The organism is Paraburkholderia sp. RL17-347-BIC-D (assembly GCF_046027915.1).
In the GTDB taxonomy this organism is placed as follows: Bacteria; Pseudomonadota; Gammaproteobacteria; order Burkholderiales; family Burkholderiaceae; genus Paraburkholderia.
On sequence record NZ_JARESS010000013.1, the window covers coordinates 204,892 to 229,844 of the forward strand.

20 protein-coding genes are annotated in these 24,953 nt (G+C 62.7%); 6 read left to right on the forward strand and 14 right to left on the reverse strand.

The annotated features are described in order from the left end of the window. Positions 1-41: 41 nt before the first annotated feature. Positions 42-1,022 (forward strand): LLM class oxidoreductase, encoded by a 981-nt coding sequence (locus P0D96_RS20005; RefSeq protein WP_408314970.1) that lies wholly within the window; start codon positions 42-44, stop codon positions 1,020-1,022. Between the two features lie 28 nt (positions 1,023-1,050). Here P0D96_RS20005 and P0D96_RS20010 read toward each other — a convergent pair whose 3' ends face one another. The 4 genes from P0D96_RS20010 to P0D96_RS20025 are packed head-to-tail and all read right to left on the reverse strand — an operon-like array spanning position 1,051 to position 6,153. Further along, positions 1,051-2,319, reverse strand: a complete 1,269-nt coding sequence (locus P0D96_RS20010; protein WP_408285368.1) for an MFS transporter — start codon at positions 2,317-2,319, stop codon at positions 1,051-1,053. A gap of 1 nt (position 2,320) precedes the next feature. After that, complete coding sequence (locus P0D96_RS20015) at positions 2,321-2,875, reverse strand: GAF domain-containing protein (protein ID WP_408285371.1); 555 nt, start codon at positions 2,873-2,875, stop codon at positions 2,321-2,323. A 32-nt stretch (positions 2,876-2,907) separates the two neighbouring features. Beyond that, on the reverse strand, positions 2,908-4,320 hold the full coding sequence (locus tag P0D96_RS20020) for an MFS transporter (protein ID WP_408178208.1): 1,413 nt from the start codon (positions 4,318-4,320) through the stop codon (positions 2,908-2,910). A 48-nt stretch (positions 4,321-4,368) separates the two neighbouring features. After that, the gene (locus tag P0D96_RS20025; protein ID WP_408285376.1) at positions 4,369-6,153 is read right to left on the reverse strand and encodes a gamma-glutamyltransferase family protein; all 1,785 of its coding nucleotides are present in this window, start codon (positions 6,151-6,153) and stop codon (positions 4,369-4,371) included. Between the two features lie 224 nt (positions 6,154-6,377). On the opposite strand from P0D96_RS20025, the gene P0D96_RS20030 reads away from it, so the two are divergent. Further along, positions 6,378-7,055 (forward strand): FadR/GntR family transcriptional regulator, encoded by a 678-nt coding sequence (locus P0D96_RS20030; RefSeq protein ID WP_408178210.1) that lies wholly within the window; start codon positions 6,378-6,380, stop codon positions 7,053-7,055. Between the two features lie 281 nt (positions 7,056-7,336). Here P0D96_RS20030 and P0D96_RS20035 read toward each other — a convergent pair whose 3' ends face one another. The 5 genes from P0D96_RS20035 to P0D96_RS20055 all read right to left on the reverse strand — a co-directional run bounded on the left by P0D96_RS20035 (position 7,337) and on the right by P0D96_RS20055 (position 12,000). Continuing rightward, positions 7,337-7,699, reverse strand: a complete 363-nt coding sequence (locus P0D96_RS20035; protein ID WP_408178211.1) for a nuclear transport factor 2 family protein — start codon at positions 7,697-7,699, stop codon at positions 7,337-7,339. Positions 7,700-8,038: 339 nt separating this feature from the next. After that, positions 8,039-8,836, reverse strand: coding sequence for a substrate-binding domain-containing protein (locus P0D96_RS20040; protein WP_408178212.1), 798 nt, complete (start codon positions 8,834-8,836; stop codon positions 8,039-8,041). 164 nt (positions 8,837-9,000) lie between these two features. Next, positions 9,001-10,599, reverse strand: coding sequence for an FAD-dependent monooxygenase (locus P0D96_RS20045; RefSeq protein WP_408178213.1), 1,599 nt, complete (start codon positions 10,597-10,599; stop codon positions 9,001-9,003). A gap of 540 nt (positions 10,600-11,139) precedes the next feature. Beyond that, on the reverse strand, positions 11,140-11,397 hold the full coding sequence (locus tag P0D96_RS20050) for a hypothetical protein (protein ID WP_408314971.1): 258 nt from the start codon (positions 11,395-11,397) through the stop codon (positions 11,140-11,142). Between the two features lie 153 nt (positions 11,398-11,550). Beyond that, positions 11,551-12,000 (reverse strand): Rrf2 family transcriptional regulator, encoded by a 450-nt coding sequence (locus P0D96_RS20055; RefSeq protein ID WP_408178214.1) that lies wholly within the window; start codon positions 11,998-12,000, stop codon positions 11,551-11,553. A 364-nt stretch (positions 12,001-12,364) separates the two neighbouring features. Between P0D96_RS20055 and P0D96_RS20060 the strand changes: the two genes are divergently transcribed. Next, on the forward strand, positions 12,365-13,432 hold the full coding sequence (locus P0D96_RS20060; RefSeq protein ID WP_408178215.1) for an alkene reductase: 1,068 nt from the start codon (positions 12,365-12,367) through the stop codon (positions 13,430-13,432). Between the two features lie 80 nt (positions 13,433-13,512). On the opposite strand, the gene P0D96_RS20065 is transcribed toward P0D96_RS20060, so the two are convergent. The 3 genes from P0D96_RS20065 to P0D96_RS20075 all read right to left on the reverse strand — a co-directional run bounded on the left by P0D96_RS20065 (position 13,513) and on the right by P0D96_RS20075 (position 18,205). Continuing rightward, a complete protein-coding gene (locus P0D96_RS20065) occupies positions 13,513-14,979 on the reverse strand; it encodes an MFS transporter (RefSeq protein WP_408285390.1) in 1,467 nt (488 codons plus the stop codon). A gap of 182 nt (positions 14,980-15,161) precedes the next feature. Then, positions 15,162-17,111, reverse strand: a complete 1,950-nt coding sequence (locus P0D96_RS20070) for an aconitase family protein (protein WP_408314973.1) — start codon at positions 17,109-17,111, stop codon at positions 15,162-15,164. 191 nt (positions 17,112-17,302) lie between these two features. Then, on the reverse strand, positions 17,303-18,205 hold the full coding sequence (locus tag P0D96_RS20075; RefSeq protein WP_408178218.1) for a LysR family transcriptional regulator: 903 nt from the start codon (positions 18,203-18,205) through the stop codon (positions 17,303-17,305). Between the two features lie 258 nt (positions 18,206-18,463). Here P0D96_RS20075 and P0D96_RS20080 point away from each other — a divergent pair, with 258 nt between their 5' ends. Further along, complete coding sequence (locus P0D96_RS20080) at positions 18,464-20,023, forward strand: serine hydrolase (protein ID WP_408314976.1); 1,560 nt, start codon at positions 18,464-18,466, stop codon at positions 20,021-20,023. Between the two features lie 11 nt (positions 20,024-20,034). Here the strand turns inward: P0D96_RS20080 and P0D96_RS20085 are convergent, their stop codons facing one another. Then, positions 20,035-20,355 (reverse strand): DUF1330 domain-containing protein, encoded by a 321-nt coding sequence (locus tag P0D96_RS20085; protein WP_408314977.1) that lies wholly within the window; start codon positions 20,353-20,355, stop codon positions 20,035-20,037. A gap of 137 nt (positions 20,356-20,492) precedes the next feature. Beyond that, a complete protein-coding gene (locus P0D96_RS20090) occupies positions 20,493-21,158 on the reverse strand; it encodes a GntR family transcriptional regulator (protein WP_132377597.1) in 666 nt (221 codons plus the stop codon). A 238-nt stretch (positions 21,159-21,396) separates the two neighbouring features. Between P0D96_RS20090 and P0D96_RS20095 the strand changes: the two genes are divergently transcribed. Beyond that, positions 21,397-23,670 carry an alpha/beta hydrolase domain-containing protein gene (locus P0D96_RS20095; protein WP_408314978.1) on the forward strand — a complete coding sequence of 758 codons (2,274 nt, stop codon included), beginning with the start codon at positions 21,397-21,399 and terminating at the stop codon, positions 23,668-23,670. Positions 23,671-23,696: 26 nt separating this feature from the next. After that, the gene (locus P0D96_RS20100) at positions 23,697-24,506 is read left to right on the forward strand and encodes a hypothetical protein (protein ID WP_408314980.1); all 810 of its coding nucleotides are present in this window, start codon (positions 23,697-23,699) and stop codon (positions 24,504-24,506) included. The last annotated feature ends 447 nt before the right edge of the window (positions 24,507-24,953 follow it).

A 24,953-nucleotide genomic window follows, 5' to 3' on the forward strand; every position in this document is an offset into this window, starting at 1 on the left:
GTGCTAGCATCGAGCGTATCGACGCAACGCACAGGTCACGCATGAACGAGTCGAATTTGAACGCGGCAGACGAGCTGAAAGATCAGGCGCAAACCACCGCAAATCGCGTGTTTTCACACGGTGCGCTCAGTCTCGGACTCACCCTGCCGATGCTGCGCGCCGGCACGATCGTGGCCGATTTCGACGAGCAACTGGCGCTCGCACGGCTTGCCGACGAACGCGGCTTTCGCGCACTCTGGATACGCGACGTCCCATTGAACAGCGCGGACTACCCGGACCCCGTCGGCCACCTCGACCCGTGGGTGTTGCTCGGCGCGCTCGCCGCGAACACACGGCATATCGCGCTCGTGAGCGGGGCCATCGTGCTCACGCTGCGTCATCCGCTGCATATCGCCAAAGCGGCGCTGTCCGTCGATACGCTCAGCCATGGACGCTTCATTCTGGGTCTGGGTTCAGGCGACCGCCCACCGGAATATGCCGCATTCGGGCGCGATTCCGACGAGCGGCGCGAACTGTATCGCAGTCACTGGGAGACGGTTGCCGCCGCGCTCGGCGAACCGTCGCGCGTGATTCCCGATCGCACGCCTGAGGGCGCGCCGACCTTTCAGCTGCTGCCCGAGAATTCGCACGCAGTGCCGCTGCTTGCCGTCGGTTCGGGCGGTCAGAGCGTCGACTGGATCGCGCGCCATTCGCTGGGGTGGATGACCTATCATCGCGAACCCGACGCGCAGCGCGCCCGTTACAGCATGTGGCGCGCCGCCGTCGAACGCGTGGCGCCCGAGGCCTTTCGCGCGTTCGGTGTCGCGATGCGGCTCGAACTCAGCAGCGATCCGCATGAGCCGGCTCAGGCCGTGTCGCTCGGCTACCGGACCGGCCGGCATGGGTTGATCGACATACTCAAAGCGCTACGCGCGGACGGGACACATCACGTGACGTTCAATCTGTCGTCGGAGCGTCCCGTCGCCGAGGTCATCAATGAACTCGCCGATGAGGTGTTGCCGCGGTTTCATCAAGAGAAATAGAAAGCGCGTTGCGCACACCTGCTTCGACTCACGGCGTGGACGGGCGGTCCGTGTCGTACAGGCGGTCCGGGATGAACACCGCGGTCACGCCGCTCAGGAAGAACACCGCGCCGACCACAAGGAAGCCCAGACCGATGGAGAACTGTGTGGCCAGGAAGCCGATGACGATAGGCGCCGCGCCCGAGCAGAAACGGCCCAGGTTGTAGGAGCCGCCCACAGCAGTGCCGCGGATCGAAGTGGCGAAACTCTCGGACATGAAAGTGCCGATCGTGCCCAGCGGTACGCCGTATAGAAAACCGAAGAAAAGCATGAGAACGGCAATGTTCTCTCGCGTATGCCAGAAGACGATCACCGGCAGAAAAAGCGCGGCGCCCACGCAGCCGAAAATATACACACCACGCCGGCTCCAGCGGTCGCCCAGCCAGCCGGCGAAAATCTTGCCGACGAAGGCGACGACGTAAGTGCCGATCATGTACCCGGTCAGCGCGCTGAACTTGATATGCAGCTCTTTTTCGAGGTACGTCGGTAGCCAGTTATTCAGGCCATAGAACCCGGAAAGAATGAATACCGAGGTCAGGGTCCACAGGATAAACAGGGTTCGTGTCTGCCGATTGCTGAAAATCACGTGGTAACGGCTGTCGCGCCATCGACGTTGGCTCGTGCGCTCGACGGCGTGGCTCGCCTGCCAGCTAGCCGGCTCGGGGACCGCGAACTTGATCGCCAAGGCAAACACTACGGGCAGCGCCGACACGTAGTAGAGCGTGCGCCAGCCGTAGTGCGGCAATATCCAGCTGCTCAGCGCAATCACGACGATGTAGCCGGCCGAAATGCCGGTCTGCAATGCGCCGAGAATCAGCGAGCGCCGTTCCGTGGGCACGTATTCGGCAACCAGCGTCGTGACCAGCACCATAGAGCCGATGCCCAACGAACTGATGAAGCGGACGATCGCGAATTCCACAAAGCTGTGCGTGAGCCCGAGCAGCCCCGCACCGAGCGAAAAGAGCGCCAGCGCCCAGACCACCACCCTCACCCGCCCTATGCGGTCACTCGCCCAGCCGCCGAGAATCCCGCCGACGGCCATGCCCAACAACGTCAGGCTGCCCAATGCTCCAGCCTGGACATTGCTCAGCCCGAAGTCGTCCTTGATTCGCGTCAGCGTGAGGCCGTACATCATGACGTCGGCGCCATCGGCCATGAGCGCAAGATAGCCGAGAATGAAAACAAGCAGCCAGCGGCCTTGCGATATGGAGGCCTGGCTCACCGGTGACGCGGTTGCAACACGATGGGTAGTGGTCATGTCAGAGAGGAGTCAAGCTGCTGGCGGATATCGTATTGCGCGAAATGAGAGCGGGCGCCAGGAAGGAACCGATCAGTAATCCCAACTCTTCGTGACTCGTCGTGTACCAGCTCTCCTGATGCGTCAGGTTCATGGTGCCGATGCACACGCCGTCGTACGCGATCGGGATGTTCAGGATCGATCCGAGGCCCATATTGGTCATCACGGTGTGATCGTCGAACGCTTCACGAATGCCTTGCGGCGTCTCCGCACGAAATGGCTTGAGATCGTGCAGTATCTGTCTGGCCCACGCAGTGCCCTGTTTTTTCTTGCGTCCACCAATCGGATAGACGTCGGGCATGTTCGTGTAGACGCGTTCCACCTCCTGGTTTCGCGCATCGTAGGACATGATCGTGAACAGGCTGAAGCCGATTGCGCTTGCCGCCACCTCGTGAACGGCGCGGAAAATCGCCATCGGCTGACCCTTGAGCCGCATGGCCTTCGCGAGATGCTCAAGGTTCGAAATGTCCAGCGCTTGTGGAACTGGCGGCGCAGTTTCGATCCGGTTGCCTTGCATAGTCTGTACGGGAAGTTGGCAAATCACGGCATTCAGCCGTGTAGTTCAGTGGAATTGAGCGGGCCTCGAACATCCTGCGTGCGCCCGAGTTCCTCGGCCTCGATGTCTTCGAGCGAGCGGTTGCGAGTCTCGATACCCAGGAAGAAAACCACACACGCCCCGATGAGCAGAACCGTCGTGGTCATGGCGAACACGCCGAGGAATCCGAGCACGGGATAGACGAGGCCGACCAGAATGGGTGCGCTCACCGAGCCGATGCGGCCGAACGATGAGGACGATCCGGTGCCGGTGGTGCGCACCGCTGTCGGGAATACTTCGGGGGTGTACGCATACACGCCTGCGAATGCACCGTTCATGAAGAACGACAGGCATATGCCCGCGACCATGATCCCGATTCCGGTGTGAGAGAACGCAAGCGCGATCGCCGCGATACCTCCCAACAACATGTACGATGCGACCACGGCCTTCCGGCCGATCCGTTCATTGAGCCATGCGGCCGAAAAATATCCCGGAATCTGCGCCCCATAGATCGCGATGGAATAGCCGAAGCTCTTCGTCATGGTGAGCCCCTCCTTGAGGAGCAAGCTCGGAATCCAGGAGAAGAACGAGTAGTACGCGAATGCAACCGAGAACCACATCAGCCAGCTTACCGCCGTGGTGCGCGCGAGTCGCGGCGACCACAACGTCAGCACGTTCTGCAACGCGCTACCGCTCGCACGCGCCGATGCGGGAATCATGCCGGCGGCGGCGGCAGGCGGAAGATGAATGCCTTTACCGGCAAACCATGACTCGATCGTGCTCACGATGCTGTTCGCTTCATCCGTTCGCCCCTGGCTCTCGAGCCATCGCGGCGACTCAGGCAGCGTCCTGCGCCACCAGAGCAGCATCACGACGGGCAACGAAGTCACCACGGCCAGGTAGCGCCAGCCATCGACAAAATTTCGCACCACGACGAAGCCGAGGATGGATGAACTCAGATAACCGAACGACATGAAGCCGACCAGCGCGCCGCAAAACATGCCCCTGTAACGACGCGGCACGAATTCCGCAAGGAATGGCGCGATCACCACCGTCTCCGCGCCGGACCCAAATCCCGCGACGATACGCAACGCGAAGAACGTGTGCCAGTCCGTAGCACCGGCACTCGCGAGCGACGCGACACAGTAGATTGCCAGCGCCGTCATCATGATTCGGCGACGGCCGATCAAATCGGCGAATACGCCTGACAGAAAGGCCCCGAAGAAGTAACCGATATAGGTGCTGCTCGCGACGAGCCCGGTCTCGGCGCTCGTCAGGTGCCATAGCTTGCTCACGACCGGCAGCAGGAACGCGAGCGACGATGAATCGAGTCCATCGAACAGATACCCCAAGCCACCGATGAGCAGGAGTTTCCGATGAAAGCCCGACAACGGAAGTCGTTCAAGACGAGCGGCTATGGCAGACACGGTAACTTTCTCCCAGGAGGAATGGACACGAGGTCCGCAATGCCGACGTTATCGCCCGACCGCATAGGCCTGCATCTGGCGAGGCGTCGCGGCGCCACGCATCAGACCGTTTCTGATCCCGACCGCGCAGACCCGCCCCAGCGCCCACGGTTCGGCCACGGTCAGGTCGTGCCCACGCGCGCGCAACTCGGCGAGGGTGCTTTCCGGAAAACGGGACTCGGCGGACATCTTGCCGAGATGCATCGCGCGCGGATAGAACGAACCCGGAAAGTGCGCCGTCTGGAACGAGGGCGAATCCGCGGCGGCCTGAAAGTTCATGCCGGCGTGCACGTGTTTGAGGAATAGCTGGAGCGACCATTGATCCTGCTGGTCGCCACCGGGCGTGCCGAACGCCGCGTAGGGCTTGCCTGCGCGAGTAACCAGCGTCGGCGATAGCGTCGTGCGCGGACGGCGCCCCGGCCCGAGCGACGAAGGCAGACCCTCTTCCATCCAGAACATCTGCGCGCGCGTGGTGACATTGAAGCCGAGACCGGGCACCGCCGGCGACGCTTGCAGCCAGCCACCCGAAGGCGTGGCCGACACCATGTTGCCCCAACGGTCGACGACATCGAGATGAACCGTATCGCCTCGCAGTTCAGGTAACGGAGCGAACGTCGGTTCGCCCTGGCCGAAACCGCCGGACTGTTCCTTGCCGGCCAATGCCATGATGCGCGCAGCACGCTGCTCGCTGTCGCCCAGCGTGCCGGGACGGAATTCGAGTGACGCCCGGCGCGGGTCGATCAGCCGACGACGCTCGTTGTTGTAGGCGTCGCTCAGCAGCACATCCATCGGCACGTGCGCGAACGCAGGGTCGCCGTAGAACACATCGCGATCGGCGAACGCGAGCTTCGAGCATTCGATGATCGTATGGACGAAATCCGGGCCCATCGGGTCCATGGCCGCGAGATCGAAGCCCTTGAGCAGCGCGAGCTGCTGCAGGAACATCGGCCCCTGGCCCCACGGACCGGTCTTGTGGACGCGCAGATCCCCATAGTCGTATGAAACGGGGTCCTCATAGGACGGTTCCCAGCGCGCGAGATCGCCGGCGTCGAGCAGGCCGCGGTTGCGCTGACCCGACGTATCGAGAACGGCGGTCGAACCAAAGTACTGGTCAATGGCGTCAGCCACGAAGCCGCGATAAAAGACCTCGCGGGCGCGTTCGCACTGTTCGCCGCGGTCACGCCGGGTGTTCGCTTCTCGCAGAATGCGCTTGTACGTGTTGGCAATGGCCGGATTGGCGAACAGCTGGTTTGGCATCGGTGCGTCGCCGTCGCGCAGCCATTGCTCGGCCGAAGTCGGCCACTCGGTCCGGAAGAAATCCTTGATGGCGAGGATCGACGAAGTCATGCGCGGCAGCACCGGATAGCCGTTTTCCGCATAACCGATCGCGTAACTCAACACGTCCTCGAGCGGCAACTGGCCGTAATCGCGCAGCATGGCCATCCAGGCGCCGAATGCACCGGGCACCACGGCAGGCAACAATCCCGTACCCGGAACCACTTCCAGCCCTAACTTCCGCATGCGCTCGATGGTCATGGCCGCGGGCGTCACGCCCTGCCCGCAAAGCACGCGCACGCGATCTTCGCGCGCGCTGTAGAACACCACCGGGAGTTCGCCGCCCGGACCGTTCAGATGCGGCTCGACGATCTGCAAAACAAAACCGGCGGCCGCCGCTGCATCGAATGCGTTACCGCCTTTCTCGAGCACGGCCATGGCCGACGCGCTGGCGAGCCAGTGCGTGGAGGCCACCATGCCGAATGTGCCGATCAGTTCCGGGCGGGTTGTGAACGACATGCGCTGCTCCTTTGTGATCGCGGGCGACTGGCAGCCGAACCAATCACCATAGGTACGAATTAGATAAACGTTAAAGATACGGCCAAAGCCAATCAGTTTTACCTGATGCTAACCCGAAACCTCGTTGTAACAAACCGGGTCAAAATAATTTCTGGAAACTGCGGGTCATGGCGCGCCAAATCTGCTACCGTTGATACCAATGATCATTGGTTCGGTTGAAAACAATGGAAAACACGGCACTGGAAGGGTTACTCGGCTATATCGCCGGCCATCAACTCAAGGACGGCGACGCGCTGCCGCCGGAAAGAAAGCTGGCCGAAGACCTTGGCGTCAGTCGAAGGGAACTGCGCGCGGTGCTGGCTTCGCTGGAGGCGTCAGGCCGGGTCTGGCGCGGTGTCGGGCGCGGTACCTATCTGGGCGCGCGGCCGCTGAAGTTCGGTCCCACGCTGCGTGGACTGCGCGCGGGGACCAGTCCGGCGGATATCGCCGAAATGCGGTTGCTGTTCGAACCCGCACTTGCGGAACTCGCCGCTACGAAAGCCAGTTGGGATGATCTGCTGGAACTGGAAAAGTGCGCACGTAAAAACGCCGCCGCGAAAAACGACGAAGAGTGGCAACAATGGGATCATCGCTTTCATTTGCTGATCGGCCAGGCCACCCGCAATCCCGCACTCATCGCGCTGATGGAAGTCATCAACGGCATGCGCGTAAAACCGGACGTGCGTGAGAAGACGGTGGCGCAGGAGACCCGGCAGTATTTCGCCCAACAGCATCAGGCAATCGTCAATGCCATGAAAGCCCGTGATGGAGAGACAGCGGCCCGATGCATGCGCGAGCATTTGCTAAGTGTTCAGGGGCGTGCATCCGCCAGAGTGGGCGGGCTCTCGGATCAACAGGTTTGACGTAGCGGTCGCCTGCGCGAAGCTCGGCGAAAACGGGTGCACGCCCGCGCCGCCGCTTTGCAACATGGCGGCAATCTCGTGCTTCATGCAAAGAAACGCGCCGGTGAGGTCGACGTCGACGACGCCCGCCCGATTCCGCCGCCTGCGCCTGTGACGATAATTGCGCGGCCGTCCAGTTCCTTGTCCATAACTTCCTCCATGTCTCACATCGGGGTGTAATTGCACTACGGTGAACAGCCGCGCGGCATCGCCTGCGCGAGTTGCCTCACGACCCTGAGTCGTTATTGCGGCCGATTCAGTTGCGACGCATCGACATACACGCGGTAGTCCGTGATAAGGCCGTGCGCATTGACATTGAGGACATCGACAAAGGGAGCGTCGAGCTTCTGACCCAAGCGATCGACGTACAGCACACGGCCTTCGCAGATGGCGACGTCATCAACCGACCAGAAACGGTCGGCTGTATGCGCAATCGACTTCAGCGACCGAAGCACTGACGTCACCACGCTCACGATCGGCTCCCGACCGTGAATCGCTTCGCCGTTGCCGAATACGAAGCGAGCGTCGTCGGCGAGGAAGGTTCCAAAAGCCGCCATGTCCTGCTGGTCGATCGCAGAGAGCATGTCGCGAATTTTCTGTTCCATAGTTGTCCTGTCTCCGTCCATTCAATTGAAAGCGGCTGGCAATCCTGCTTGCTTGCCCCGGCCGCACGTGTGACACCGGAACCGCATATCTGATGTCATTCTCCGGTCCCGGTATTTACGTAGTACTACTATCAACATAAATCGGACTATGTCCATCAACGCCGCACCGACTGCGACTACACCTGATTCAGCAGCGCTTCGCCCTCTTTCAGTCTGCGGCAATTCTCGACCAGCACCGTAATGCTGCGCGAGAGAGTCTGCGGGGTGAGCCATGCCACGTGAGGCGTAGCGATTTCACCGGCCACTCAGATCGAACAGCGCATAGGACACGCGTTTCGCTCAATTCGCAGGCGTCGCCGAAAGCGGTTCGAGCCCTGTCCTCGAAATCGCGGATGCCGCGTCCGGCGACGACAGAAAATGGATCAGCGCCGCTGCGCCGACTGGATTTTTCGCACTAGTGGCGATGCCCCCGGAGAACACCGTGTACCACTGCACTTCTGCGGGCAAACTGCCGACTACCGTCACCCCCTTCACCGTTAACAGTTCGACGATCTGTTGAATTCCGAGCTCGGCGTCTCCATTCGCGACTGCATCGGCGACTTGCCCGGCCGGAATCATGCGGCTCTTGCTCTGCATCCGCCCCGCGATGCCGAGACGCCAGAACAGCTCGCTGCCGACAAAGACGCCACTCGGGCTGTCCGGATAGACGATCGACCTCGCTGCGAGCAGCGCTCGCCGTAATGCGTCGACCGAACTGATATCCGGCTTTGGCGTCCCCTGGCGAACCACCATGCCGATTGCCGAGCGTGCCAGGTCCACCTTACTGTCCGGCAAGACCTTGCCGGCATTGATCTGTTCGTCGAGCGCATACCCAACCACGATCAGCACGTCGGCCCACTCGCCACGCGCAAGCCGCACAGGGATCGCATTCGCGGCCGTACCTACCGCGGGCCCCCAGACGGTGATTAGCTTACGGCCGGTCGACTCTTCGAATTGCGGGCCCAGGTCGCGATAGGCTGACGCAAACCCGCCCGAAATCATCACCTTGACTTCGTCTGCCCATGCGGCCCCGTTGCCTAATAACGCGCCCGCTACGCAGAACGCAAGTGCGCGAATCCTCAGCTTGCGGATGGTCACGGCCCCGCCCCATGTCGATCGAATGGCTTAGTCAGGATATGCATCGAGTGCAAGAGCGGAGCAGGTTCCGAAGATATAGCGGCCATTCAGCCGGTCTGCGGTGAAGGAGAACCCCGCAGGCCCATCGTCCATTCGTCTGGTTCCACCCGCGCCGCCCTCAAAAATCAATCGACCCGTATCGAACGCCGTAACCATCCTGTCACCGCCTCTTTCGAGCACGCGCAGCTACGCCAGCCAATATGCGCATCAGGCCGCACGCCCCACACTGTGCCGCCTGAGGCACGAAACGCGATAGTGAATTCATTTGCCGCATCCGTGAGCACAGTGAACTGCTCATTGGCAGGCACGTCACATCCCGGTGCCGCGATCAACACCGCAGACGCCAACTCACGAGGCAGGGCATCGAGCGCAGAGCACCCCTCGACGAACGCATCGTATTGTGCGCCGGGTGCATCGATATAGCCGAGCAGGACATGCCGCCCGCGGCCGACATATTCATGCAGGCGCTGCGCATGGCCGACGAACCTTTGCTGGAAGCCGCCCACTTCGGGAACACGATCGCCGGGCGCGGGTAACGTCGCGTCCATCTCGGGACACTCGTCGGCGACGATGCGACTGCCTCGATACGTGACGAGCAACTGGGTTTCGCGCATGGCCGGTGTCGCCGCCTCGCGAGCGAACACCGCATTCAGCGCCGCGCTCGTCGATCGAACGACGTCGACCCCGACGGGATGCCGTTCTTCTGAATAGCTCTCGAGCAATTCAGGCTGTGCGAGGTCCCTCGCCGCGAGCGATAGCTTCCACGCCAGATTGTGTGCATCCTGCAACCCCGTATTCATGCCCTGACCGCCCACCGGAGGATGGATATGCGCCGCGTCGCCGGCAATGAACACGCGGCCCCGGGCATAGGCAGGCACGATGCGATGGCTGACCCGGTAGACCGACGACCAGCGCATCGACGACAGCCGCGTGTTATCCGGTAACGCCGGCAGGAGCAGCTCGCACATCGTATCGAAATCGGGCGACGGGGTATCGACAAGTGCCGCCTTGTCTTCAGGCACGATGATCGAGAGCCGGTAGCGTTGCTCCGAGCCGCGAACCGGAACCGCCGCGAGCGAAGCTTTCGGGCGTGTCCCCGCACTCCAGTCGAAGCGATACATGGGTCCCCGGGGCAGGTCCCATTCCACGTCGAGATCGGCGAGCGCGAATGTTTGCGGGTATTGACCGCCTTCGAACGCAAGACCGAGCGTCGAGCGAACCTTGCTGTGCGCGCCATCGCAGCCCACGAGCCAACGGCAACGCAGGGTGTGCGTTTGCCCGCTGGAATCGGTGAGTTGCGCGTGGACCGCACCCTCGCGCTCTTCGAAAGCGACCAGCTCGATGCCATACTCCACACGTCCGCCCTGCGCAGCGAGTGCGGCCTCGAGCAGGCGTTCCGTTTCGAACTGCGCGAGCGACAGCGAGCCGTACGGCAGGCCTTGCCCCTGAATGCTCATACTGCGTGCGGGGACAGGCGTACCGTCCTGCCACGTTTGAACGCCGGTGAGCCATACGCCGGCTTCGATCGCGCGTCGGGCGATGCCGATGTCTTCGAAAATCTCGATGGTGCGTGGGGTAACTCCGAGCGCCTTGCAATAGAAAATCCGGGCGGGCATACGGTCGACGAGGCGCACATCGACGCCGTCGCGGCGCAACTCTGTCGCGAGCAATAGACCGACCGGGCCGGCGCCGACGATCAGTATGTCTGGAGCATCGTTCGACATGTCTACGAATCCTCAAGATGAGCGGCGGGACGGCTGCCAGTCACGCCGGACTATCGATTCCTTATACAAATTGCCGAGATACGCAGGGTGCAGAGGCGGCGCTCTCGTGTTCGCGCAAGCGTCGAACGACGGCAGCTCGTGCAAACAGCTTACGCATATCGGGAGTGTCGCTCTGCAGCTTCTGTCGAAATGTAGTCCCGAATTCAACTGTTTGCGCGCATTTTTCGACATTTCACGTATTTCACGTAGCAGTGTCGAATGTCCATTGCTGGCCGCACTCGGTAGCCCGATCGTGCAACGCGGACAATCCGCCCAAACTTCTCAAAATCGTTGTCGCAGCATCGCTTGTGACGGGCCGCCGGTACATTCGGCGTCGCTTTTTCATGCGACCGGTTGGCGCGATGATCATCGGCGCTTACGCGGACCGCGTGGGACGCCGCGCAGTGATGACGAGGACCTGCTGGATGATGGCTCTGGGAACCGCCGCGCTCGGCCTGTGCCCGTCGTTTGCCAGCATTGGTGTGATTGCGCCGCTCGTCGTCAGCGCCGCTCGATCGTCAGGGCTTTGCCGTCGGCGGCGACATCGTGAACTGGCGATCCCACGTCCACAGCACGGTATGTGGCGCCGGCGTGTGCGGTGAGCTTCTTTGCGCTGACGCTTTTCAAGGAACGGCGCTTCGAAGCGGCCAATTGCGGTGCGCCCGCGGCCGACGCGTTTTGCCGGTCGCAGGGAATGGGAAACGCCGTGAGCTTTGCTGTCAAAGCGAATGTGCCGCTGACCATCGTGACATCGAGCAAACGCATCTGTCGGCATCAGGGATGCAAGGCGTTCGAGCGGGTCGATTGCGGGACGCGTAAATAGCCGTTGCATCCATTCAAGCCATCGAGCGACATCTCGAGGCATGACTGGCGGATGGAACGTCGAAGCCGACACACATAATCGCCCCAGATTCAGCCACGTTTTTTCGATGGTTGCGATGCGAGAGTATCTGCGAGTACCGCTTCGATCGTCGTGGCGGCAAGCGTTTTTCGAACGCCATTATCGATCGAATCATAGACGTGGCTCAGCGTCGACCCGATGCCTCGCCCGACGGGGCACGCCTGACTCGGTTTCGAAGGGTGCAGCGCGAAGCGCGCACCCTCTTCAAGCGCATTAAAGACGTCGAGCAAACTGATTGCATCCGCACTCCTCGTCAGACGCCATCCCGCATTGACACCGCGATAACTCTCGACAAGCCCGCCTTTCGCAAGCAACCCAAGCGTCCGACGAATCACCACCGGATTGGTGTTGACGCTCGCAGCGATGCGATCGGATGTGACCGGGTCAGAACTGCGCCGTGCGACCAGCGCCATCCACGCCAGGATATGGGTCGCCACGGTCAAGCGGCTGTTGGCGCTCATGGAAAGCCTCTGTTAGTCAGTTTAGTTGTAACTATATTCGTTACATCATGGGTAGTCAATCCTGCCACGTTTGATAATCCCGGCGACATAGCGCGTTCCCCGCCTTAAAGACGGACGATTTCGGGCTACACGCATCGTCCCATTGGCGTAACGAAACCACCCTGCCCCCGTCATTCGAGTCCCAGCGACGACGCCTGTTCATGAGAAGAGACTTGTGTCGATGGCCTGGATAGTTTATGTTGTAACAACTATTGTTACATCGAATGCACTGTAACGATAAACGTATGGCTTGCGACGTTCCATAACCAATGGAAACGGAGCATCCGTTCTTGCTACTTTCAACACCGAAATGAGAAGCCCGCAGATGTCCACACTCTTCGATCCCATCCAGATTGGCGCGCTGAAGTTGTCGAACCGCATTGTCATGGCACCGCTCACACGCATGCGCGCGTTCGCTGAGCGCAGTCCAGGTGTCCTCCACGCGCACCACTACGCACTGCGTGCGAGCGCAGGACTCGTCATTACCGAAGCCACTTCCGTCACGCCTCAGGGCGTTGGCTATCCCAACACGCCGGGCATCTGGTCCGAGAAGCAGATTGCCGGCTGGAAAGAGGTGACTTCAGCGGTACACGATGCGGGTGGCCTGATCGTCTCCCAGTTGTGGCACGTCGGGCGAGTTTCCGACCCGCTCTACCACGACGGCCAACTTCCCGTCGCCCCCAGCGCCGTTGCGCCGGAAGGCCATGTCACCCGCGTGCGGCCTCAGCGTCCGTACACCGTACCGCGCGCACTGGAGACCGAAGAAATTCCCGGTATCGTCGAGGATTTCCGGGTTGGCGCCGCCAACGCACAACGCGCTGGTTTTGATGGTGTCGAACTGCACGCGGCAAATGGTTACCTGTTCGATCAGTTCCTGCACGACGGATCGAACCTGCGGACCGACCGTTATGGCGGCTCGGTCGAGAACCGTGCGCGCTTCCTGCTGGAGGCAGTCGATGCGTTGCTCACGGTTTGGCCCGCGGACCGCATCGGCGTGCATCTGAACCTGATGTCGAGTTCATACTCGATGCACGACTCGGATCCGCGCGCGCTGTTCACTTATGTCGCCGAGCAACTCAACGCGCGCCACATCGCTTTCATTTTCGCGCGCGAGGCGCTGGATCGCGGCGACGATCGCATCGGCCGTGACGTGAGGCGCATCTTCAAAGGGGCCTACATCCTCAATGAAGGGCTGACGCGGGAGAGCGCGGAACGGGCCATCGAACGCGGCGACGCGGACGCGGCAGCGTTTGGTCGTCCTTTTATCGCCAACCCTGATCTGGTGGAGCGCTTTCGACGCGGTGCGCCGCTCAACGCGGTCAATCCGGAAACCATCTACACGGACGACGAAACCGGCTACAACGACTATCCGCTGCTAGATGAAGCTATGTGAAAGAGACGCGCGATGCGCTTCCGGTATAAAGGATCGACCCGGGTACATGGCAGCTCGCCGAGTGAGAGGCGTTTGCCTTGCTATTGAGATATCTTTTCCAGTTCAATACCCTTCGTGCGCGGCCCCATCAATCCAATCGCCAGCATCACGATCAGCATCGCCCCGGCGATGAACACGAACACGCCGCTAGTGCCGAAGTGCTTCAACACCGCTGCGATCAGAAAGGCTGTGAAAATCGCGGAAAATCGGCTCCACGAGTAAACAAAACCCACCGCGCGCGCTCGAATGCTGGTCGGAAAAAGCTCCGTCTGATACGCATGGAAGCTATACGAAATGATGTTGCCCGCGAGCGTCAGACACACGCCGAGACTGACCAGCAACACCGCGCCCGCCGCCTGACTGAACCACAGGCCGCAGACGATATTCACGCCCGCCATCACCACGATCACCGTCTTGCGCTCGAAGCGGTCGCCGATAAAGAGGCCGATCACCGGACCGATTGGCGCGGCCAGCGCGATCACGCTCGAATACATCAGGCTGGTGGTGATCGTAATGCCCTGCTTGATGAGCAGCGTGGGTACCCAGTTCGCGAAGCCATAGAAGCCCACGGTCTGGAAGATATTGAAGATCGTCATCATCAGCGTGCGGCTGCGGTACGGCGGCACCCACATATCGCGGAAGCTGCCGCGCGGCGCGACCGGCGCCGGCGGCGCGGGCAGCGGCAACTCGCGGCCATACTCGCGGCGCACTTTCGCTTCGAGTTCGGTCATCACGCGATCGGCTTCGGCAAGACGCCCTTGCTGCGCGAGCCAGCGCGGGCTCTCCGGCAACGCGCGACGGATCCACCATACGAACAGCGCACCATGTGCGCCGATCAGCACGACCCAGCGCCAACCGTCGAGGCCGAGCAGCGTGCGTGGCACCAGCAGATACGACAGAAACGCCACCACGGGCACCGCGGTAAAGCCGACCGCCTGCTCGCAGGCAAACGCGCGGCCGCGAATCTGCTTGGGCACCAGTTCGGAGATATACGTGCCGATCGTCACCAGTTCGACGCCGATGCCGATCCCCGCCACGAAGCGCCAGAAGTTCAGACCCGTGGCCGACTCCTGAAACGCCATCACGACGTTGGCCGCCGTGTACCACAGCAGCGAATACGTGAACACGGCGCGGCGTCCGAAGCGATCCGCCAGAAACCCACACGCGATCGTGCCGATAAAGAGGCCGCTGAACAGCGCCGCGATAAAACTCGCGACGCCGGTCGAGCCGAACAGGCCGTGCGTGGTCGCCGTCAGCAGACCGCTTTTGACGAGGCCCGGCGCGACGTAGCCGGAGTACAGCAGATCGTAGAGTTCGAAGAAGAAGCCGAGGCTCAGCAGCACCACCAGCTTCCAGACGGAGCGCGTGGCGGGCAGCCGGTCGAGGCGCGCGGAAATGCTGCCGGCGTCGAGCGGCGCGGCCGCAGCGGTGCGACTGGCCGCGCTATCGGAATGCGCCGCGCCGCCGTTCTTCTTCGCGACGGAGCCGGCGTGATCTGGGGATGCCATCTTGTCTGTCTCCTTTGTCGACCAGAGTTGGCGCTTTAGCGCTTACTCCGGTCCCATGCAACATAGTTGCCGATGATTCTGGCGAAAGAATAAGCCTCGCCGGGCCGGTCTCGTGCCGGCCTCTCGTACTTTTGCGCATCACACGCACCACGATCTGCCGGGCCCAAGGTCCGGCCAGCATTCTAGCCGCGTGCGCGCTTCAATTGTTCGAAGGTCGTGATTTTTCCAGCCAGCGCGCTCGCCGCCACCGTGTACGGACTCGCGAGCCACACATCGCCCGGCCCCGAACGGCCCGGGAAATTACGGTTGATCGCACTGATCGTCACCTCGTTCGCCTCGGCCGATTGACCCGGTCCGCAATTCGCGCACGACCCGCAGCCCGGCATGACGAGCGTCACGCCCGCGCGTTCGAAGACCGGCAAATAGCCCTGTTCCTCGCAATACGCGCGCACGGCCATGGTGCCGAACTGCAGGAACAGACGCGTGCCCTCGGGCACACGAATGCCTTGTTCGACACCCCAGCGCAGCACCTCGTAATAGAAATCGAAGTCTTCGCGCTTGCCCGCGGTGCACGAACCACCGTAAGCGATATCGATCGTGACGTCCTGCTCCAGTTGCGGCGCCGGCACGCCGTTGCCGGGATCGCCGGGACGCGCGAGCATCGGTTCGATGGCGCTTGCGTCGATACAAATCGTGTCGCGATAAATAGCGCCCGCGTCGCTTTTCATCCAGTTTTCAAGCGTGAAATCGACGCCGCGCCGCTCTTTGAGAAATGCGACCGTGCGTTCGTCCGGCTCGACGATGCCGGTGAACCCACCCAGTTCCGCGACCATGTTGGTCAAGGTCGCGCGCTCGTCGATCGACATCGCGCGCACCGCCGCGCCGCCGTATTCGAACACGAGGCCGATCGCGTCACCCGAACGGATCGCGTCCATCTGTAGCAGATGCAACACCACATCTTTCGCCGTCACGCCGTCGCGCAAGTGACCGCTGATTTCGATGCGCAAGGTCTCCGGCACCTTGCAACGCACATAACCCGTCACCCAGCTATTGGCGATTTCCGTTGCGCCCGCACCGAATGCGAGGCAGCCGAGCGCGCCCGAATGCGGCGTATGCGAATCGGTGCCGCACGCCACCTGTCCCGGCAACGCGTATTGCTCGGCCATCAGCGCATGACAGATGCCCTCGGACCCCGGCAGGCTGTCGAGCGCGCCGTGCGAGCGCACCGGATAGTCGCGCGAGAACGACGTATGCCCTTCCATCAGATTGGCGACGCCCGGCAGCAAACCGTCGCGCACGTGTGGAATGCTTTGCGACGCGAGCACCAGATGATCCTGGAACGCGATGATGTGATCCGGCGCATGCAGCGGCGCAGGCTTGCCGAACGCGCGATGCATCAGGTGCGCGCACATGCCGGTGAAGTAATCGTGGCTGAAGCGCCAATCCGCGGCGATGAACACGCCGTCGCCGCGCTGCGCGCCCACGCTGCCCGGATGCAGATGCCGTTCGATGATCTTCTCGACCAGCGTCTTCGGCTCCGCGGCCTGCGTCACGTTAGCGTTATCGCCCACGCGCGGCGCGGGCCAGTCGGCGAACTTGCTGTACGCGAGCAGGCCGCCGCTGCGGATGATCTGCTGCGTGAGCGCGTCGCGGCCTTTGAGAAATTCGTCGATGGGCACCGCTTCTCCCGCGCTCAACCGATCGAGCACGGAAAAGTCAGTGGTGGTGAGAATGCCGATGTTGTCGCAATTCTGCTGATAGATCCGCTCGAAGCTCTCCGCGACGATCAGCCGGATACCGGCCGAGAGTTCCGCCAACGGACTCGATTCGCGCGATGAACCCTTGCCGTAGCGCTTGCCCGCCACCGTCACCTGGAAGCCGCCGTTCTTCACCGCATCGCGGCCGATCGGCATGCGCTCGCCGGCCTTGAAGCCGACATACGGATACTGGCCGAGGCGTTCGTCGTACGTGAGCATGACGGTGACCGGCGTGATCTCGTCGGTGGAGACGTTGTCGCGCAACGGACCGGCCGTGGCGCGCGTGAAGTTGTCGCCGGCGAGTTGCGCCTCGATCACCGCGGGGTCCTGGGACAGGTACAGCACGCGGCCGTCCAGACGAATCGTGTCGCTCATATGCATTCTCCTTGCGCTCACTATACGGCGCGCGCAGGCAATGCCGAAGTGCCGGTACGGCAACGCAGACCTCTCGTTTGGCGATGATCGGCGCGATCGTACTCGACGCGGTCCGGGCGCTGACGCGTCGCCGCCGGCATATGACAGCCGGCGCGTACATGCCTCTGCCGATTCGCCCGCCGTTGCTCGCGTCAAACACCCTTGCCGAGAAACCCGACCAGCGCCGCCGCGCTCGCACTCAACTGGTTGCGCGTCTTGAAGATCATGATGAGGCGGCGCACGGCCCACGCATCGCTCAAGGACAGGAGGCTCACGTCGAGCGCGTTCACATAGAGCAGCCCGACCTGCTCGGGCACGATCGCGATGCCGAGCCCGGCATGCACCATCCGGCAAAGCGCGTCGAGACTGCTGACGCGAATCTTCACGTCGAGTTGCCGCCCCGCAGCGGCCGCCTGTTGCGTGAGCAGTTGCGTCAGCGCGCTCTCGCTGCGCAGGCCGACGAAGCTGTCGTCGAGCAGTTCGTCGAACCTCACGCGCAACGCGCCGGCGAGTCGATGGCCGCCCGGCACCAGCACCGCGAGACGATCCTGCCGGTACGGCACCTGTTCGAACGCCTCGCTGCCGGCCACCGGATTACAGATGCCGAAGTCCGCCGCGTGCTCACCGACGATCCGCAGCACGTCGGCGCTGTTTTCCTCTTCCAGTTCGATCGACACTTCCGGGAACGCGCGGCCGAACGCGGCCACGTCTTCCGGCAGAAACTGCACGATCGAGGACAGATTCGCCACCACCCGCACGCGCCCTTTCGCGCCCGACGAGAAGCGCGACAGCTCCGCGCTCATCTGTTCGATATTGCCGATGATCGCCAGCGCGTAGCGCAGCACGGTCTCGCCGACCGGCGTTACGGTGATGCCGCGCGACTGGCGCTGGATCACGGGCAGGCCGATCACCGCCTCGATCTCGGCGATGCGCCGGCTGACGGCGGACGATGCGATGAACTCGCGCTCCGCCGCGCGCGCGATGTTGCGCTCCTGGCAGACGGCGACGAACAGGCGCAGCGAGGTGAGGTCGAGTTTCTTGAGAAGGTTTTCCATTGTTGCTTCTTCATGCACGGTGAAGCCGAAGAACTCGCCAGCGAACCCGGCACCACGATGAACGGATCTACGCAAAAAAGATGGGCAAGTGTAACGCTCTTCTCCAGGCCAGAATGCCTGCCATTCCCGCAACCAGCTTTCGATTCGCTTCTTTGCTGCCTACACTACGCAACGCAACAACGCGACGCGTCGAGCCGTCAGGGCCGCTGTACGAGCCTGGATTCAAACAAGCCAGAAGAAGTTATCCGGAGACACGACATGACCTCAGTGCAAGGACGGCGGCGCTTTCTCGGCACGGCGCTATGCGGGGCCGTCACCGCATGCGGCGGTTCCAACGAATTGAACAATTCGGGCAGCGGCGGCAACACCAATCCAAACGGCCCCGTGCCTGATTCCCAGATCGACGCCGCCCTCGTGCAACTGGACACGCTCGTCAACAACCTCATGACCAGCACCGGCGTGCCCGGCATGTCGGTCGCCGTGGTGCGCAATCTGCGAACGGTCTATGCGAAAGGCTTCGGCACGCGGCTGGTCGGCTCGGGCCTCGCCGTGGATGCCGACACGGTGTTCCAGCTCGCGTCGCTGTCGAAGCCGGTCGGGTCGATGGTGGTGGCGCACCAGGTCGGCATAGGCACGGTGTCCTGGGATACACCGTTGCGCGCGCATCTGCCGTGGTTCACGCTGGCGGATCCGACCGTGAGCGCGCAAGTCACGGTCGGCGACATGTACGCGCATCGCTCCGGCTTGCCCGATCATGCTGGCGATCTGCTGGAAGACATGGGCTACGATCAGACCACCATCCTCGAACATCTGCGTTATCTGCCGCTGGCGCCGTTTCGCCGTTCGTACGCCTATACGAACTTCGGCCTGACGGCGGGCGCGATCTCGGTGGCCACCGCCACCGGAATCGACTGGGCGACGCTCTCGGATCGCACGCTCTATCAGCCGCTCGGCATGACGAGCACGAGTTCGCGCTACGCTGATTTCATCGCGCGCGCGAATCGGGCCACCGGGCACGTGCAGCGCAACGGCCAATGGGTCGTCGGCCTGGGCTCGATGCCGGATGCGCAAGCGCCCGCGGGCGGCGTGAGTTCCTCCGCGAACGACATGGCGAAGTGGCTGACGCTGATGCTGGGCCAGGGCGTGTTCAACGGCACGCGCATCGTCGACGCCGCCGCGCTCAACGCGGCGATCAGCCAGCAATCGCAGATTCAGCCGGCCGGCAACGGCCAGAACGCGTCCTACTATGGCTTCGGTTTCAACGTCGGCACCACTGCGGCGGGGCGCGCGTCATACAGTCATTCGGGCGCATTCGGCGCGGGCGCCGCGACCAATTTCGTGGTGGTGCCCTCGACGGGCTGCGCGATCGTTGCGCTCACCAACGGCTATCCGCTCGGCGTGCCGGAAACGCTCACCGCGCAATTCTTCGATATCGTGCAGTTCGGCTCCATCCAGCGTGACTGGTTTGCGGCTTATAGCGAGGCGTTTGCGGACCTCAACAAACCGGCCGGCTCGCTCGTCGGCGTGAAGCCGCCCGCAGCGCCGCTACCCGCGCGGGCACTCTCCACCTATACGGGCACCTATAACAACGACTATTACGGGCCGATCCAGATATCGGCAGCGAACGGCGCCCTGCTCCTGACCATCGGCGGCACGCCCTTGCGCCTGCCCCTTTCGCACTGGGACGGCGATACCTTCACCTTCATGCTCGTCAACGAAAACGCCGCGCCGGGAACGATTTCCAAAGTGTCGTTTCTGAGCAATCAGGTGACGCTCGAGTACTACAACGCGGAAGGACTCGGGACGTTCACGCGGTGATGCCGCCGCGTTCATCTCAGGATGTCGGCCGCCTTGTGCCGCTCGTCCACGCCGTCGATCAGGATCACCGGCCCGCGCGCATGCCGCGTGCGCAACGGCAGGATGCGCTGATACGCGTCCGATGCGTACCAGGCGCGCGCGGCGGAGAGATCGGGGAACGCAATCGCGATCAGATCGCCGTGCCATTCGCCTTCGAGTATTTCCGGGCGTGCGCCATGCACGATGAAATGGCCGTCGAACGGCGCGAGCGTGCCGTCGATGCACTCGAGATATTCGATGATGTCGTCGCCCAGTTCGACGTCGTGCAGATGGGCAATCGCGTAGGCGGTCATGGCGTGGCTCCTGGCAATCAGTGGATGCGGATCGAAACTTGCATGCCACTCATGGTCGCCTCGCGCATGACGCGCGTCGATTACCTGTGAGGTAAAAGAACACCCGCCTTCGTGCCCGAGGCCGCCACGCCCCGCCGCTATTCCGCGCTGACTTGCGCGAGCGCGGCAATCAGGTCGCCGAAGCGCTCGCCCTGCACCAGAATGTGCCCTCTCAACGCGGCGGCGGCGGCTTCGCCGTCGCCCGCTTCGAGCGCATCCACGACCGCCTGATGTTCGTCGAACGAGGCGGCGACACGCCCCTTGACGCGCAACTGCAAACGCCGGTACGGACGCAGCAGTTTGTGGAGCGCCTTCGCCTGGTCATGCAGAAAACCGTTGTGGCTGCCGTGATAGATCAGGCAGTGAAAGCGCTCGTTCAGGTGGTAATACTCGTCCGGGCTGCCGCCGTCGCGCGCTTTCTGACACGCGACATGCGCCTCGCGCAGCGCCTGCAACTCCTGCGCGCTCATGCGCCGCGCGGCAAGGCGGCTGCACATCGCCTCGAGCTCGGCCATCACCTCGAACATCTCGATCAGTCTGTGCAGGCTGATCTTCGCGACCACGGCGCCGTGCCGCGGCCGCATCTCCACCATGCCGGCCGCGGCCAGTTGCAGCAACGCTTCGCGCACGGGTGTTCTGGACACCTCGAAGCGCGCGATCAATTCCGCCTCATCCAGCCGTGCGCCCGGCGGAAGATCGCCGGTCGCAATGGCTTCCTCGATGGATTCCCGCAGCCGGTCTGCGAGCGTGAGCTTGTTTGTCATGTTTGGACTCCACACGGAATCGAGTTGACCACAACGAGCATGCTGCCACTGTACGCGTAAACGATAGTTGAGAACGGTGTCGGGCGAATTATAAATATCTACGAACGTTATAAATATAAATATAGACCCTTACAAAATATTGACAGGCCTTTTGGGCATATCGGCGTTTTCGCCCGATGACGGTCCGTCCGTTCCATACGCACACTCCTTTTCCCTGACCGTGTTCGGAGGCCTGACCATGAAGGTGCAGTCGCTAGCTGTATCGCTGGGAGTCGGTGTCGGAATCGCGTTGCTCGGTGGGTGCGGGCACGACAACGTGTCGCCGTCGTCGCCGCCCGTCACGGCGAAGGGCGCTGGCTTTATCCAGAGCTTCCAGATCCTGTCGAGCGCACCGGCGTTCGGCGGCGCGACGCCGGCCGGCGCGGCGGGTCCCTACCAGGTGATCACCGCGGTCGTGCACGGCGAACTCGATCCGAACAATCCGCTCAATGCGGGCATCGTGAACATCAAGAACGCGCCGGTCGGCAGCGACGGTTACGTCGCCTATACGACCGACGTGGTGATCCTGCGCCCGCAAAGCGCGGCGGCCGCCAAGCGCGTGCTGTTCTATGACGTCGTGAATCGCGGCAGCAAGATCGGCGCGGCGTCGTTCGTGGGCGGCGGCGCGCTCGATACCGGCGCGGCGCCCTCGTCCAGCTTCCCGTCGCTGCTGCGTAACGGCTATACGATCCTGTGGAGCGGCTGGCAAGGCGACGTTCCGGTCACCGGCAACAGCAGCACCGCCGGCGCGGGCCTGCTCGGCGCCAGCTTCCCCGTGGCGACCAACAAGGACGGCACGCCGATGACCGGCTTGAGCCGCGAGGAATTCATCCCGGACTATGCGGGCGGCCCGCCTACCACCATTCCGCTGACTTACCCGCCGGCCAATCTGTCCGACAAGAGCTCGGTCACCTTCACCGCGCGCCAGTCGTGGCTCACGGCATACGGCAGCATTCCGGGCGGCCTCGAAACCTATACCGCGCCTTCCCAGCCGGTGACGACATGGAGCTACGTCAGTACGCCGAACAATGTCTACGAAGGCAATTATTCCGTCACCTTTACGCCGCCCGCGACCGTGCCGGGCCCGAACGGCACGCAGGTTGCGCCTGACGCCGGGACCATTTACAGCTTCGTCTATCAGGCCGCCGCGCCGACCGTCGACGGCATCGGCTTCGCCGCCTTGCGCGATCTGGTGTCGTTCCTGCGCTACGACGCGGCCGATGCGCAAGGCGTCGCCAATCCGCTCAACGATCTGAAGAACGCGGGATGCGTCGCGTCGACATGCTCGACCAGCACGAACTTCGATATCGCGATCGGCGAAGGGATTTCGCAGTCGGGCCGCTTCATGAAGGACTTTCTGTACGAGGGCTTCAACGCCGACAAGAACGGCAAGATCGTGTTCGACGGCATGTTCCCGATCATCTCGGCGGCTCGCCGCACGTGGACCAATGCCGCGTTCGCGCAACCCGGCCGCTGGTCGAAGCAGCATGAAGATCACTTCATGCCGGGCTTCCAGTTCCCGTTCACTTACGCGACGACTACCGACCCGGTGAGCGGCGCCACTGACGGCATCCTGAAGCAGTGCACGGCCACCAACACCTGTCCGAAGATCATGCAGCTCGACGGCGCGTTCGAATGGTGGGGCGGCGCGGCGTCGCTGGTCGTGACCGACGGACGCGGCAATGACATCCAGTTGCCGGCGAACGTGCGCTACTACCTGGTGGCGGGCACGCAGCACGGCGGCGGCAATGGCGTAACGACCGGCAACATGACAGTTCCGGCCGCGGGCAGCCAATGCCAGTTGCCGGGCTCGCCGGTCGAAGAAACGCCGGTCGAACGCGCGCTGATTCCAGCGCTCGTCAACTGGGTCGGCAAGGGCACGCCGCCGCCCGCCTCGCAATATCCGACGGTCGCCGCGGGCACGCTGGTCGCGCCGACTCAGACCGCGCTGGGCTTCCCGTCGCTCACCAACGTAATGGTGCCAAGCGGTGCGGCCGCGACGCCCACGTCTGTGCAATTGACCTTCAATGGCGAGTACAACCAGCTGTTCGTGACCGACTATAGCAACGCGGTTCCCGTGGTGAACACGGCACAGGCGTACACGATTCTCGTGCCGAAAGTGGATGCCAACGGCAACGAAACGTCCGGCGTGCTGGTGCCCGACGTCGCCGCCCCGCTCGCCACCTACACCGGCTGGAACTATCGCGGCGCGGGGCACGCGATCGGCGACGGCTGCATTTCGAACGGCGCTGCGATTCCGTTCGCGGTGAGCGCCGCCGCGCAGGCCGGCGGCACCGATACGCGCACCACGCTTGCCACGCTTTATGGCGGCAGCCGGTCAAAGTATCAGACCGCGGTCGCGGCTGCGGCGAACGCGTTGGTCAGCCAGGGCTATCTGTTGCAGGACGACGCCACCAACGTCTTCATTGCAAACGCGAGCGCCGTATCCGCGACTTTGCTGCCGCAACCTTGAAACGCAACGCACCGGGGGCGGACGACATGATGCACAGAGCAGGATGCACCGCCGCCGCGTTCGCCGCCGCGCTGCTTGCCGCATGTGGAGGGGGCGGCGGAGGCGGTGGCAGCGGTGGCAGCGGCGGCAGCGCACCGCCCGCTCCGTCTTCGAATGCCTCGGTCTATCAGAACAGCACGACGCTCGGCAGTGTCGGGGCGGTTTCGTTGTCGCTCATCGCGGCGACCACGACCGCCAATGCAATGCTCGTGAGCCCTGTCGCCGCGCCGCTGCTGACGGCGGGGAACAATACGCTCGTGTCGACGCATCTGGCCACCAACGTAACGGGCGCCGGCACGGCATGCGTATCGGCGCCCACGAACAGCATCGGCACGGTGACCGGGGTCAATGCGGGCGTCAATATCAAGAGCGTGGCCGCGCTGCTGGACAATAGCTGGACTGTGTCGGCCACGCCGTCCGCGAACTGGACGACGCTCGGCGCGAGCGGCGCCGTGTTCGACGGCTGGGAAAACTGCGGCGCCAAGGCCGAGGGCGCGCCGTCGCCGTCGTCCACGTTGACGGTCAACGCGGACGGCAGCTTCTCCGACAACGTGTTCGACGGCAATCCGTCCACTACCGTCACGACAGTCAACCAGAGCTTCACCGCGGCGCAGGCTGCCTCGTTGTTGTCCGATGCCGGCTACCTCGACAGCAGCCAGCCCGCCAATCCACAGACCATCCGGTTGAAGATTTACCACAACGCCGCACAGCAGACCGTGCTGGTCGAACAGGGCATTCCGGTGAGCGGCGCGACAAGTCAGAATCCTGGGTTTGTCGCGATCTATTTCCCGCGTTAATTGGGTCCTTGCTGGCGCAACATGCCCGACCCCGTCGCTTTTTCACATCACTCCGGTCGGCGCCGACGATCCCGTCCTCACCCTGCCTGACGCCAAAAAATACCTTTGATTTAAAACATCTTTTTTTAGACACACGGCATTTCATCACTCCACGAAACAACTTGTTGTAAAAACGATAAAAGACTTTGGAACCGGTTCCATTTATCATCCCGCCGGCAATCCGATGACTGCCCGGAACGTAATGGCGCGCTCCAATCTGGTGACTAGAACAACATGCCCTCATCCCCTATTAGCTCTCGCCGCGGCTTTTTACGCACGGCTATCGCGCTGGTTCCGGCCGGCACGCTCGCCGGCTGCGAGGTCAAGCAAGCCACGACCACCGTCGCGCCGGGTTCGAGCGCGGACTACAAGTCGCATTTCTTCGACGCGAAGGAATGGGCGTTCATT